9 protein-coding genes are annotated in these 11,948 nt (G+C 71.6%); 8 read left to right on the top strand and 1 reads right to left on the bottom strand.

Annotated features, from left to right (window positions below):
• Nucleotides 1-44 precede the first annotated feature (44 nt).
• The 6 genes from RWS82_RS11850 to RWS82_RS11825 all read left to right on the top strand — a co-directional run bounded on the left by RWS82_RS11850 (nucleotide 45) and on the right by RWS82_RS11825 (nucleotide 7,452).
• Complete coding sequence (locus RWS82_RS11850; protein ID WP_314650390.1) at nucleotides 45-698, top strand: FMN-binding negative transcriptional regulator; 654 nt, start codon at nucleotides 45-47, stop codon at nucleotides 696-698.
• Nucleotides 695-1,723 (top strand): ornithine cyclodeaminase, encoded by a 1,029-nt coding sequence (locus RWS82_RS11845; RefSeq protein WP_314650388.1) that lies wholly within the window; start codon nucleotides 695-697, stop codon nucleotides 1,721-1,723. Before RWS82_RS11850 ends, RWS82_RS11845 begins: the two co-directional genes overlap by 4 nt.
• Before the next feature lie 94 nt (nucleotides 1,724-1,817).
• Nucleotides 1,818-3,287, top strand: a complete 1,470-nt coding sequence (locus RWS82_RS11840; RefSeq protein WP_314650386.1) for an amidohydrolase family protein — start codon at nucleotides 1,818-1,820, stop codon at nucleotides 3,285-3,287.
• The gene (locus RWS82_RS11835; RefSeq protein WP_314650384.1) at nucleotides 3,287-4,870 is read left to right on the top strand and encodes an amidohydrolase family protein; all 1,584 of its coding nucleotides are present in this window, start codon (nucleotides 3,287-3,289) and stop codon (nucleotides 4,868-4,870) included. Before RWS82_RS11840 ends, RWS82_RS11835 begins: the two co-directional genes overlap by 1 nt.
• 66 nt (nucleotides 4,871-4,936) lie before the next feature.
• The gene (locus tag RWS82_RS11830; RefSeq protein ID WP_314650382.1) at nucleotides 4,937-6,154 is read left to right on the top strand and encodes an ATP-binding protein; all 1,218 of its coding nucleotides are present in this window, start codon (nucleotides 4,937-4,939) and stop codon (nucleotides 6,152-6,154) included.
• A gap of 149 nt (nucleotides 6,155-6,303) precedes the next feature.
• Nucleotides 6,304-7,452 carry a CoA transferase gene (locus RWS82_RS11825; protein ID WP_314650380.1) on the top strand — a complete coding sequence of 383 codons (1,149 nt, stop codon included), beginning with the start codon at nucleotides 6,304-6,306 and terminating at the stop codon, nucleotides 7,450-7,452.
• A 231-nt stretch (nucleotides 7,453-7,683) separates the two neighbouring features.
• Here RWS82_RS11825 and RWS82_RS11820 read toward each other — a convergent pair whose 3' ends face one another.
• Nucleotides 7,684-9,162: a helix-turn-helix domain-containing protein gene (locus tag RWS82_RS11820; protein WP_314650378.1), complete on the bottom strand. Its 1,479-nt coding sequence runs from the start codon at nucleotides 9,160-9,162 to the stop codon at nucleotides 7,684-7,686.
• A gap of 73 nt (nucleotides 9,163-9,235) precedes the next feature.
• Between RWS82_RS11820 and RWS82_RS11815 the strand changes: the two genes are divergently transcribed.
• Together RWS82_RS11815 and RWS82_RS11810 are read left to right on the top strand one after the other, a co-directional pair.
• A complete protein-coding gene (locus RWS82_RS11815) occupies nucleotides 9,236-10,342 on the top strand; it encodes a DUF917 domain-containing protein (RefSeq protein ID WP_314650376.1) in 1,107 nt (368 codons plus the stop codon).
• The gene (locus tag RWS82_RS11810; protein ID WP_314650375.1) at nucleotides 10,339-11,913 is read left to right on the top strand and encodes a hydantoinase/oxoprolinase family protein; all 1,575 of its coding nucleotides are present in this window, start codon (nucleotides 10,339-10,341) and stop codon (nucleotides 11,911-11,913) included. The genes RWS82_RS11815 and RWS82_RS11810 overlap by 4 nt, the downstream gene beginning before the upstream one ends.
• Nucleotides 11,914-11,948 lie beyond the last annotated feature (35 nt).

The raw sequence follows: 11,948 nt of genomic DNA, 5'->3' as shown, positions 1-11,948 counted from the left end.
CCCGACCCGCCAGACCCGACCCGCCAGACCCGAGAGAAGACGCCATGCGGCACACCCCCGACTACGCCCTCGACGACGTCGACACCGTGCGCGACCTCGTGCGCGAGAACCCGTGGGCCACCCTCGTCAGCCATGTGCCGGGGCGCGGCCTCGTCGCCTCGCACTACCCGGTGCTGCTCGAGGACGACGCCGACGACATCGTGCTGGTCAGCCACGTCGGCCGTCCCGATGAACGCCTGCATGAGCTGGGTCAGCACGAGGCGATGGTGATCGTCTACGGCCCCCAGGGCTACGTGTCGCCGGGGTGGTACGACGTGTCGCCCGCCGTGCCCACGTGGGACTTCGCGGTCGCGCACCTGTACGGCACCCCCGAGGTCCTCACCGACGACGAGAACCTCGCGGTGCTCGACCGTCTCGTGGCGTGGTTCGAGAGTCCGCTGCCCGACCCGTTCCTCATGCGCCGCACCCTCGAGAACACCGCGTACGCGGAGCGCATCGTGCACGGCACCGTCGGCTTCCGCCTGCGGGTGGAGCGCATCGAGGCGAAGGAGAAGATGAGCCAGGACAAGCCGGCCGAGGTGATCGCGAAGGTCATCGAGGCGCTGCGGCGCCCCGGTCCGTACGAGAATCCGGCGCTCGCCGATCGCATCGCCACCGTGAACGCCGCCGCACTCGCCGAGGGGAGCACCCGCGCATGACCGCCTTCGTGGGTGTGGCCGACATGGTGCGCTGGATCGCGCGCCGCGGGGCCGAGACGATCATGACCGAGATGGCCGACACGATCGAGGCCGACTTCCGCCGGTGGGAGTCGTTCGACAAGAGCGAGCGCGTCGCCAACCACACGCCCTTCGGCGTGATCGAGCTCATGCCGATCAGCGACCCCGACACCTACGCCTTCAAGTACGTCAACGGCCACCCCTTCAACCCGGGCCGCGGCTACCAGACCGTGACCGCATTCGGCGTGCTCGCCGACGTGCACAACGGCTACCCCGTGTTCCTCGCCGAGATGACGATGCTCACGGCGCTCCGCACCGCCGCCACCTCGGCGATGGTTGCTCGGCGCCTCGCGCGGCCCGACTCCACCACGATGGCGATGATCGGCGCCGGCAGTCAGGCCGAGTTCCAGGCGCTCGCCTTCCGCGGCGTGCTCGGCATCTCACGCCTGCGCATCTACGACGTCGACGCCGCGGCATCCGCCAAGTTCGTGCGCAATCTCGCCGCGCGGGGCTTCGACATCACGGTGTGCGACTCGGCCGCCGACGCCGCGCGCGGTGCCGACATCGTGACGACCTGCACGGCCGACAAGGCCGTCGCGCAGGTGCTGACCGACGCCGACGTCGCGCCCGGCATGCACATCAACACGATCGGCGGCGACTGCCCGGGCAAGACCGAGCTCGACCCGCGCATCCTCGATCGCGGCCCGGTGTTCGTCGAGTACACGCCGCAGACGCGCGTCGAGGGTGAGATTCAGAACGTCGCCCCTGACTTCCCCGTGACCGAGTTCTGGCGGGTGCTGACCGGCTCGGCCTTCGGCCGCACGTCGCCGGAGCAGGTGACGATCTTCGACTCGGTCGGCTTCGCCATCGAGGACTACTCGGCGCTCCGCCACCTGCGCGCCGACCTCGCCGCCGCCGGCCTCGGCACCGAGATCGACCTCGTCGCCGCCCCCGACGACCCGAAGGACCTCTTCGGGTTCGCCACCTCGCCCGTGCCGGTCGCCTGACCCGCACCCGCACAGCCGCACCCTCCCCGACGACCGCCGCCGACCCGCATCCGCGCCGCCACCCCCTCCGTGACCGGCGCCCGAGAGGAGCATCATGACCGACACCCTCACCCTGCGGGGCGTGCGCCCCTACGATGCCGGCGCCCCGGTCGACGTGGTCGTGCGCGACGGCCGGATCGCGGCGATCGCTCCGACCGGCACGGCCTCGCCAGTGGGGGAGGTCGTGGATGCCGACGGCCGGTACATCGGACCAGGGCTGTGGGACGCGCATGTGCACTTCACCCAGCACGTCATCCGCCGTCGCCGTCTCGACCTCACCGAGACGCACAGCGCCGCCGACGTGCTCGACATCGTGCGCCGGGCGCGCGCCGAGGGTGCTCCGCTCAGCGGCGGGATGCTGATGGGCTACGGGTTCCGCGACGGGCTCTGGCCGGTGCCCGCCTCGCTGGCCGCACTCGAAGCGACCGCGTCGGACATCCCCGTGGTGCTCGTCAGCGGCGACCTGCACTGCGGCTGGATGAACCGGGCGGCCGCCGCGAAGCTCGGCGTCGAGATCGATGAGACCGGTCTGCTGCGCGAGGGGCCGTGGATCGGCCTGCTGCACTCGCTCGACGAGGCGTCGCAGCTGCCGATGGACGCCTACGCCGATGCTGCGGCCGCCGCTGCCGCGCGGGGTGTCGTCGGCATCGTCGAGTACGAGAAGACCGACAACGTCGCGGAGTGGTCGGAGCGCACCGCCGCCGGGCTCACCACTCTGCGCACCGACATCGCCGTGTGGCCCGACCTGCTCGAGCAGGTCATCGCCGCGGGCATCCGCACCGGCGACGTCGTCGACGACGCCGGGCTCGTCACGTTCGGCCGTCTCAAGGTCGTCGTCGACGGCTCGCTCAACACCCGCACCGCCTGGTGCTGGGACCCCTACCCCGACCTCAACCCCGGGCATCCGCACGCCTGCGGCATGGAGAGCGTGCCCATCCCCGAACTGCGCCGGCTGCTCGAACGCGCCCGCGGCGCGGGCATCGAAGCCGCAGTGCACGCGATCGGCGACCGCGCCAACACCGCGGTGCTCGACACGTTCGCCGCACTCGACATGAAGGGCGTCATCGAGCACGCGCAGCTCGTGCGCGACGACGACTTCGCCCGCTTCGCGCAGCTCGGACTCATCGCCAGCGTGCAACCGGAGCACGCCATGGACGACCGCGATGTCGCCGACCACCACTGGGCGGGCCGCACCGGGCGCGCCTTCGCCTTCGGCTCGCTGCACCGCTCGGGCGCCGCCCTGCGCCTGGGCTCCGACGCGCCGGTCGCCCCGCTCGACCCGTGGATCTCGCTCAGCGCCGCGACCACGCGCAGCCGCGGAGACCGCGACGCCTGGCACCCCGAGCAGCGCCTGCCGCTCGACGTCGCGCTCGCGGCATCCGTGCGCACCGCCCTCGCCGTCGGGCAGCCGGCCGACCTCGTGCTCACCGACCGAGACCCGTACGCCAGCGACCGCGACGAGCTGCGGACGATGCCCGTCGCGGCCACCCTGCTCGGCGGCCGCTTCACCCACCGGGGGCTGTGATGGCCACGCTCACCTTCACGAACGCACGGGTGTTCACCGGCGAGGGCGAGACCGCGTTCGCCTCGGCGTTCCGCATCGTCGACGGGGTCGTCGACTGGGTCGGCGATGCCGCGGACGTGACAGATGCGGATGCCGTCGACCTCGACGGGCGCACGGTTCTGCCCGGTCTGATCGACAGTCACACGCATCCCGCGCTGCTGGCGGGCACAGCCGCGGCGGTCGAGTGCTTCCCGCCGGCGGTGCTCGGCGTCGACGACCTCGTGCGCGTGCTCGGCGCCCACGCCTCGACCGTCACGGGACCCGACGCGTGGGTGCTCGGGCGCGGCTTCGACGACACGAAATTCGCGGAGGGGCGGATGCCGACGGCCGCCGACCTCGACCGCATCGACACCGACCGGCCCGTGCTGGTCTGGCGCTGCGACGCGCACTCGGCGGTGTGCAACACCCGGGCGCTCGACCTCGCCGGCATCACCGCGGCCACGCCGGACCCCGACGGTGCGCGGTTCGAACGCGATGCCGACGGGCATCCGACCGGGGTGCTCACCGAGATCGCCGCCGTCGACGCGGTGGCCGCGTTCATCCCGCCGCCGAGCCGCGACGAGCAGATCGACGCGCTCGTCACGATCGCGGACGAGCTCGCCTCGCGCGGGATCGTGGCGGTGTGCGACCTGCTCTCGTCGCGCATCGAGCGTCCGGTCGACACGTTCCGGGCGGCGGCCGAGCGCGGTCTGCGCACGCGCGTCGCACTGTACCCGGGGTGGGACCCTGCCGCGCCGCTGGCCGACCTGAGCGACGACGACCGCACAGGGCCGATCCGTGTCGGGGGTGTGAAAGTGGTGCTCGACGGCGCCTACTCGAACCGCACCGCGTGGGTGCACGAGGCGTACCCCGGGTCGTGCGACCACGGTCTGCGCCTGGTCGACGACGCCGACGTGCGCGCCGCCGGAGACTGGGCGCGGCGCAACGGCGTGCAGCTCGCCGTGCACGCCATGGGCGACCGCGCGCTCGACCGGGTCGTCGAACTGTTCGAGAACGACGAGCCTTGGCTCGACGGCATCCCCTCGGTGCGCATCGAGCACGCGACGATCGTGAGCGACGCGTACCTGGCGCGGCTGCGCGCCGCCCGCATGTCGTTCGGTATCGCGACGCACACGGTGTTCTTCTTCGCCGAGTACGACGGGTACGAGAAGGCGCTGCGGGTGGAGCAGGTGCCGGACGCGTATCCCATCGCCCGTCTCTACGCGGGACTCGAACCCCTCGCCCTCTCCTCCGACCGCCCAGCCACCGCGTGGAGCGGCGCCGACGACGTGATGCTGTCGGTCGAGGCCGCCGTGCGCCGCCGCACCTACAACGGCATCGAGTTCGGGGCCGAGGCCGCGATCACGGTGCCCCAGGCGCTGCTGCTGTACACCTCGCGCGCCGCCGCGCTGTCGCCGCTCTCGGGAGTCGGACGCCTGGCGCCCGGGTACGACGGCAGCTTCGCGGTGCTGGAGCGCGACGTGTTCACCGTGCCCGCCGACGAGATCTCCGCGGTGCGGGTCGCCAAGACCTGGATCCGCGGCGAGCGCGTCTTCGCCCGCTGAGCGTTTCATGGTTTAGGTTGCTTTATTGGATCTTCCTAAAGTGATCTAAAGCCAGAAAAGAGTTCCATGGACAGCGCGCGCAATCCCTACACGCCCAACGCTGGTGCATCGCCCGAGATCGTCGTCGGGCGTGACGAGCAGACGAGAGCATTCCGAACCCTGCTCGGTCGGCTCAGTGCCGGACGGACGCACCAGTCCATGGTCATGGTGGGTCTGCGCGGGGTCGGTAAGACGGTGTTGCTCAACGAGTTCCGCGACATCGCCTACCAAGAGAACTGGGAGGTCATCGAGCACGAGGCGAGTAAGCACGACGATTCTCGCTTTCGCCAGACGATGGCCACGCTTCTTCGGGGAGCTCTGCTCAGACTCTCGCCGCGAGCGCGCTGGACTGACAGAGGTCATCGCGCCGCGTCCGTCATCACGGCCTTCTCGGTATCGATGGATCAGCAGGGGACGTGGTCGCTGGGATGGGACGTGGAGCCGTCTGAGGGGCTGGGTGACCACGGCGAACTCGGAATGGATCTCAGCGACGCGCTCGTCGCGCTCGGGGAGGCTGCGCAGGAACGGAAGCGCGGGGTCGCGATTCTGATCGATGAGGTGCAATTCCTCAGTGCTCGACAGTTGGAAGCTCTCATTCAAGCGATCCATAAGACGGTGCAGCGCAAGCTGCCGATCACCTTCGTCGGAGCTGGGCTGCCTCAGATCGCAGAGCTGGCCGGTGATGCCAAGTCCTATGCCGAACGACTGTTCCAGTTCCCGACGGTTGACTCGCTCAGCCCGGAGGATGCTCGCACCGCGCTCACCGACCCCGCCGCTGCCGAGTCGGTCGACTACGACGACGACGCGATCGATCTGGCCGTCGAGATCACGCGCGGGTATCCGTACTTCATTCAGGAACTCGGGTATCAGGTCTGGGAGATCGCCGAGCAGAACCCGATCAGCAGGGACGACGTCGAGCAGGCCCGCGAGGCATACGAGGCGAAACTCGACAGTTCCTTCTTCCGAGTCCGGTTGGATCGCGCGACGCCGTTGCAGTCCGCCTACATGAGGGCGATGGCCGAGCTCGGGCCCGAGCCGCAGAAGGCGGACGCGGTTGCCCGGGTCCTGGGCAGGGAGTCATCTCAGGTCGGTCCGACACGGGCTGAGCTGATCGACATGGGGTTGCTCTACACCCCGGAACACGGATACGCGGCGTTCACCGTCCCGGAGTTCGACAAGTTCATGCTGCGTGCCGTTCCGCAACTGATCATCCCCCCGATTCAGAAGCGCAAGAAGCGCGCCTGAGTCTGTCGAAGGGCCCACCCCGCGCCCCGTTCGGTGTGCGCAGCACCCATCGTCGACGGCATCCGCCCGCCGATAATCTCGCTCCCGTCGCACTTTCTGTCGGTCAAAGCACGTCATTCCGACAGAAACTGCGACCGGAAGGGGCGACGATGGGTGACGGGGAGTTCCGGCCGCTGGAGGGGGTGCGGGTCGTCGACTTCACGCGGCTGCTCGCGGGGCCGTACGCGACCATGACGCTCGCCGAGCTCGGCGCCGACGTGATCAAGGTCGAGCAACCGGGCATCGGCGACGAGACGCGCCACTGGGGTCCGCCGTTCGTACACGGGGCGAGCGCGTACTTCCATGCGATCAACCGGGGCAAGCGCAGCATCGCGCTCGACCTGACGAACGACGCCGAACGCGAGACCGCGCGGGCGCTGATCAGTACCGCGGATGTCGTCGTCGAGAGCTTCCGTCCCGGCGTCGCCGACCGGCTGGGCATCGGGGCGGATGCTCTGCGCGCGCAGTTCCCGCGGCTGGTTCACGCCTCGATCAGCGGCTTCTCGCCGCACGGCCCGCTCGCGGCCGAGCCCGGCACCGCGGTCACCGTCGAGGCGGAGTCCGGGCTCATGCACGTCACCGGCTACGAGGGTGCCGACCCGGTGCGGTCGGGCGTGGCCATGGTCGACATCGCGACCGGCATGTCGATGATCAACGGGGTGCTCGCGGCGCTGCTCGAACGGGAGCGCACGGGCATCGGTCGACGGCTCGAGTTCTCGTTGTTCGCCACCGCGCTGAGCTCGCTCGGCACGGTCATCGCGGCGACCTCGGCGGGCGGGCCTCCGTCGCGGCCGTGGGGGAGCGCGCATCCGTCGATCGTGCCGTACCGCGCGTTCGCCGCCTCCGATGGGCACGCCGTGCTGGGGGCGACGAACGATGCGATGTTCGCGCGGCTGGTGACGGCGCTCGATCTCGGCGAGACGCTGGGCGGCGGGCAGTGGGCGGGCAACCGTTCCCGCGTCGAGGGGCGCGACGAGCTCGAGAGCATCCTGGCGGCGCGGGTCGCGTCGCTGCCGCTCGACGCGGTCGTCGAACGCCTGCGGGCGGCGCGCGTGCTCGTGGCCCGGGTGCGCACCCCCGAGCAGGCGGCGCGTGGTCCGCAGGCCGAGGCGCTGGGCCTGATCGAGCATGACGACGGGGTGTCGGTGGCGCGCTCCGCTCTCGGCACGAACGGCACCACGCGCCTCGCCCGCGCCCCCGCGCTCGACGCCGACGGCCCCGCGCTGCGCGCCGAGCTGCGCCGCCTACCCCGCCCCTAACTCAGGACACTCGTCCCGACGCCCCACCCCACCCCTGCCCCCGCACTGACGCACAACTTCGGAGTGGCGGCCAGACACGCCGGAGGTGGATGCCCGGGGCCAGCGTGTCCCGACAGAACTCCGAACTTGTGTCGGGGCGGGCGGGGAGGACTCCGACGTTGTGCGGGGACGGGCGCGTGGCCGAGTGGCTCCGGTCCTGAGTTGTGGGCGATGGTGGGCGGGCGCCCCGGGCTAGGCGGCGCCGAGGAGGCGCACGCGGCAGGCGAGCTCGACGGCGAACCGCGCGTCGGGGTCGGCCAGGTCGATGCCGAGCAGTTCGCGGATGCGGCGCATGCGGTACCCCACCCCGTTCGGATGCAGGTTCAGCTCGCGCCCCGCGTGCACGAGCGACCCCTCGTGCGCGAGGTACACGAGCAGCGTGCGCACCGATTGCAGCGCCCGCTCCGCGCCGAGTTCGTCGAGCGGTCGCAGGATGTCGTGCAGCAACTCCCGGCTGATCGGCGACGCGTACACGTCGAGCAGCACGCGCCGCAGTCCGGTGACGTCGGTGAGCTCGACCCCGCCGAGGCGTCCGGCGGCGATGGCCGACTCGGCGGCGATGCGCGCTTCGGCTGCCGACTGCCGCAGTCCGAGGGCGCCGACCTGCGGCGTGCCGAGTCCGAGCGTGTAGGCCCAGTCGCCGCCGGCCAGCTCGCGGGCACGCTGCTGGATGCGCTCGGCGACTTCGCGCACGCGCCGCTGGTGGTCGCCGGCTCCGTGCTCCTCGGTGCACACCAGCATGAGGTCGTCCTGCAGGAAGGCGGCGTGCCACAGTTCGTCTCGCGCCTCGACGAGCTGCAGCGAGAACAGCTCGAGTGCGGGCTGCACGCTGCGCGGGGCGCGGGCGTCGGGGTCGCTCGGCTGCGTCGGCGAGAGCCACGCCACGACGTGCGATTGCGGCAGGGGCAGGCCGAGGCGCGCGGCCTGCGCGACGAACCCCTCGGCCCGGGTGGCGTCGGCGAGCACGAGCTCGACGAGCAGATCGGCGCGCGATTGCGTGGGGGCGTAGCGGTCGCGGCTCTGGCGTTGCGCGACGCGCGAGAGCAAGGAGGCGATGACGGGCAGCGAGACCTCGGTGGCCCCGTCGGTGCGCGCGGCGACGAGGCGTCCGATGAGCACCTCGCCGATGAAGACGGCGTCGGTGTCGCTCCACGTCACGGCGGGGTCGGGTTCGACGGTGAGGGGGATGCCGAGCGCCCCGCTCGCCACGGTCAGGATGCTCTCGGTGGTGCTCTCGGCGGATGCCGCGGCCTCGGTGGCGAGCGCGATGGCCTGCGCGCCCCGCATCATCGCCTCGGATGCTCCGCCCGAGATGGCCCGGTCGATGGTCTTCGCGAGCTCCGCTGCGCCGATGTCGACCGCCGAGAACACGGGCACGGCGCCGCGTTCCGCGAGCACCCGAGCGGTCTCGGCGAGGGTGAGCGGCGACGTGAAGACGAGCCCGGCGAGGCCGCGGGCGCTCGCCTGGCGGATGGCGACGTCGATGCGGAAGGGCGGGGGCTGCTCGTCTGCCGTGATGATCGCGAGGGTGCCGGCCGCGAGCCCGTCGAGCCGGTCGACGGCGGCGAGGTCGACGCGGTCGACGATCCGGTCGTCGACGGGGCCGGCGTGGCGCCGGAGGCCGAGCCGGTCGGCGTCGGCCACGAGGTCACGTAGTGCGTACTGTGCCATGAGCACAGTATCGCGGGAAACACTGGCAGGACGGAACATTGTCGTCATCCGGCGCCCTCCGTAACGTGAACGCATGGCCCAGACTTCCTCCGTCGCACGCTCCGCGTCGACGATCACCGAGATCACGGCAGACGACATCGCCGCCCTCGGCGTCGGCACCGCGATCTTCGGCACGGGCGGCGGCGGCGCCGTCTACACCTCGCAGCTCATGGTCGAGAACGCCCTGCGCGAGCACGGTCCGGTGCGTCTCGTCCAGGTCGACGACCTCGACCCCGACGACGTCGTCATCCTCATGTCGGGCATCGGCGCCCCGACCGTCGGCATCGAGATGCTCTCGGCCACGGGGCAGATCCACGCGCTGCTCGCCGAGGCCGAGCGCCTGCTCGGGCGCAAGGTCACGACGTTGATGGCGGCCGAGATCGGCGGCGGCAACGGTGTGCAGCCCATCGGCTGGGCGGCCCGCCTCGGACTCCAGGTGCTCGACGCCGACGGCATGGGCCGTGCTTTCCCCGACGCGGCGATGGTCGCCATGAACGTCGCGGGGGTGCCCTGCGCGTGGGCGGTGCAGAGCGACGTCGTCGGCAACATCTCGGTGATGAAGACCGTCGACCTGCACTGGCTCGAACGGCACGCGCGCGCACTGACCGTCGCGAGCGGCTCGATCTGCATCGGCGCGCACTACCCGATGACCGCCGACACCGTGAAGGGCGCGGTCATCGAGGGCACGGTGAGCGCCGCCATCCGCGTGGGGCACGCCCTGCTGTCGTCGTCCGACCCGGTGGGCGCGGTCGCCGCCGAGCTCGACGCCCGCGTGCTCATGACGGGCAAGATCTCCGACCTCGACCGCCGCACGGTCGGCGGCTTCGTGCGCGGGTCTGTCACCATCACCGGCACCGGCGCCGACCGGGGCCGCCTGCAGCGTCTCGAACTGCAGAACGAGAACCTGCTCGTGCTCGAAGACGGCGAGGTGCTGGTGAGCGTGCCCGACCTCATCACGATCATCGACGCCGAGACGGGGCATGCGATCACCACCGAGATGCTGCGCTTCGGTCAGCGGGTGTCGGTGCTCGCCTGGGCGTGCGACCCGATCTGGCGCACCGCGCGCGGGCTCGAGCTCGCCGGCCCGGCCGCCTTCGGCTACGACCTTCCCTACGTCCCCTTCGAAGGAGCGACACGATGACCGCGCGCGACCTCTCCATCGGCGTCGACGTCGGCGGCACCAACACCGACGCGGTCGTGCTCGACGGCGACGGACAGGTGCTCGCCTGGACCAAGCGGGCCACGACCGGCGACATCACGAGCGGCATCCGTGCCAGCATCCGCGACGTGCTCGCCACCATCGGCGACGACCGTTCCCGCGTCTCGCGCGTGATGCTCGGCACGACCCACGCCACGAACGCCATCGTGCAGCGGCGGCAGCTCGACCGGGTCGCGATGATCCGCCTGGGCGCGCCGGCCGCGACCGAGTACCCGCCGCTCACCGGGTGGCCCGACGACCTGGTGCGCATGGTGCTCGCCGGATCGGCCATGCTCGGCGGCGGCCACATGGTCGACGGCACTCCCATCTCGCCGCTCGACCGCGACGGCATCCTGCGCTTCGTCGACGAACTGGAGAGCTTCGACGCGATCGCCGTCGCCGGCATCTTCAGCCCCTCCTCGCCCGACCAGGAACTCGAGGTCGCCGACCTGCTGCGCGGTCACCTCGGCCAGGACGCCCGCGTGTTCCTCAGCCAGGACATCGGGCCCACCGGCCTGCTCGAACGCGAGAACGCCACGGTGCTGAACGCCGCGCTCTACAGCGTGGCCCGCTCGGTGACCGAGGCGCTCGTGACCGTCGTCGCCGAGGAGGGCCTCGACGCGACCACCTTCTTCGCCCAGAACGACGGCACCCTGATGTCGCTCGACTACGCCGCGCAGTACCCGGTGCTGACCATCGGCTCCGGCCCGGCGAACTCGATCCGCGGCGCCGCCTACCTGTCGGGTCACGACGACGCGATCGTGATCGACGTGGGCGGCACGACCTCCGACCTCGGCGTCGTGGTGGGCGGCTTCCCGCGGGAGTCGACGCTGCCGCGCGAGATCGGCGGGGTGCGCACGAACTTCCGGATGCCCGACATCCTCAGCGTCGGCATCGGCGGCGGCACGATCGTCGATGTCGCATCGGGCCGCGTGGGCCCCGACTCGGTCGGCTACCGCATCGACCCGGAGGGGCTGCTGTTCGGCGGCTCCACGCCGACGCTGACGGATGCCGCGGCGCTGAGCGGTCGGCCGGTGGCGGGCCGCACCCTCCCCGCGCTTCCCGCGGCGACCACCGAGGCGCTCGAACGGGCGCTCGCGGTCGTCGCCGACCGGCTCGAGGAGGCCGTCGAGCGGCTGTCGCTCGGCCGCATGGACATCCCGCTCGTCGTCGTCGGCGGTGGGGGGTTCCTCGTGCCGGACACGCTGGCGAGCGCCGGTCGCATCCTGCGCCCCGACCACGGCGGCGTCGCCAACGCGGTCGGTGCGGCGATCTCGCTCGCGGGCGGCCGGGCCGATCAGATGGCTCCGATGGGCGACCGCGACCGTGCGATCGCCGAAGCGTCGGAGGCCGCGATCGCGAAGGCAATCCAGGCCGGCGCCGACCCGCTGCAGGTGTCGGTCGTCGAAGTGCTCGAGACGCACGTGCCGTACACCACCCAGCCCACGGTCAACGTGACCGTCAAGGCCGCCGGTCCTCTCGCCCGGCTCTCCGCCGAAGTCCCCGTCCGCTGAACCCGACACACAGCACCACCCTCACCCGAATCCAG

The organism is uncultured Microbacterium sp. (assembly GCF_963528945.1).
Classification (GTDB): Bacteria; Actinomycetota; Actinomycetes; order Actinomycetales; family Microbacteriaceae; genus Microbacterium.
Note: the sequence above shows the minus strand (reverse complement) of the source record. Positions and strands in the feature narration are given on the sequence as shown.

Coding starts and splice junctions, on each gene's coding strand:
- RWS82_RS11850 (WP_314650390.1), top strand. CDS start 45: ATGCGGCACACCCCCGACTACGCCCTCGACGACGTCGACACCGTGCGC.
- RWS82_RS11845 (WP_314650388.1), top strand. CDS start 695: ATGACCGCCTTCGTGGGTGTGGCCGACATGGTGCGCTGGATCGCGCGC.
- RWS82_RS11840 (WP_314650386.1), top strand. CDS start 1,818: ATGACCGACACCCTCACCCTGCGGGGCGTGCGCCCCTACGATGCCGGC.
- RWS82_RS11835 (WP_314650384.1), top strand. CDS start 3,287: ATGGCCACGCTCACCTTCACGAACGCACGGGTGTTCACCGGCGAGGGC.
- RWS82_RS11830 (WP_314650382.1), top strand. CDS start 4,937: ATGGACAGCGCGCGCAATCCCTACACGCCCAACGCTGGTGCATCGCCC.
- RWS82_RS11825 (WP_314650380.1), top strand. CDS start 6,304: ATGGGTGACGGGGAGTTCCGGCCGCTGGAGGGGGTGCGGGTCGTCGAC.
- RWS82_RS11820 (WP_314650378.1), bottom strand. CDS start 9,162: ATGGCACAGTACGCACTACGTGACCTCGTGGCCGACGCCGACCGGCTC.
- RWS82_RS11815 (WP_314650376.1), top strand. CDS start 9,236: ATGGCCCAGACTTCCTCCGTCGCACGCTCCGCGTCGACGATCACCGAG.
- RWS82_RS11810 (WP_314650375.1), top strand. CDS start 10,339: ATGACCGCGCGCGACCTCTCCATCGGCGTCGACGTCGGCGGCACCAAC.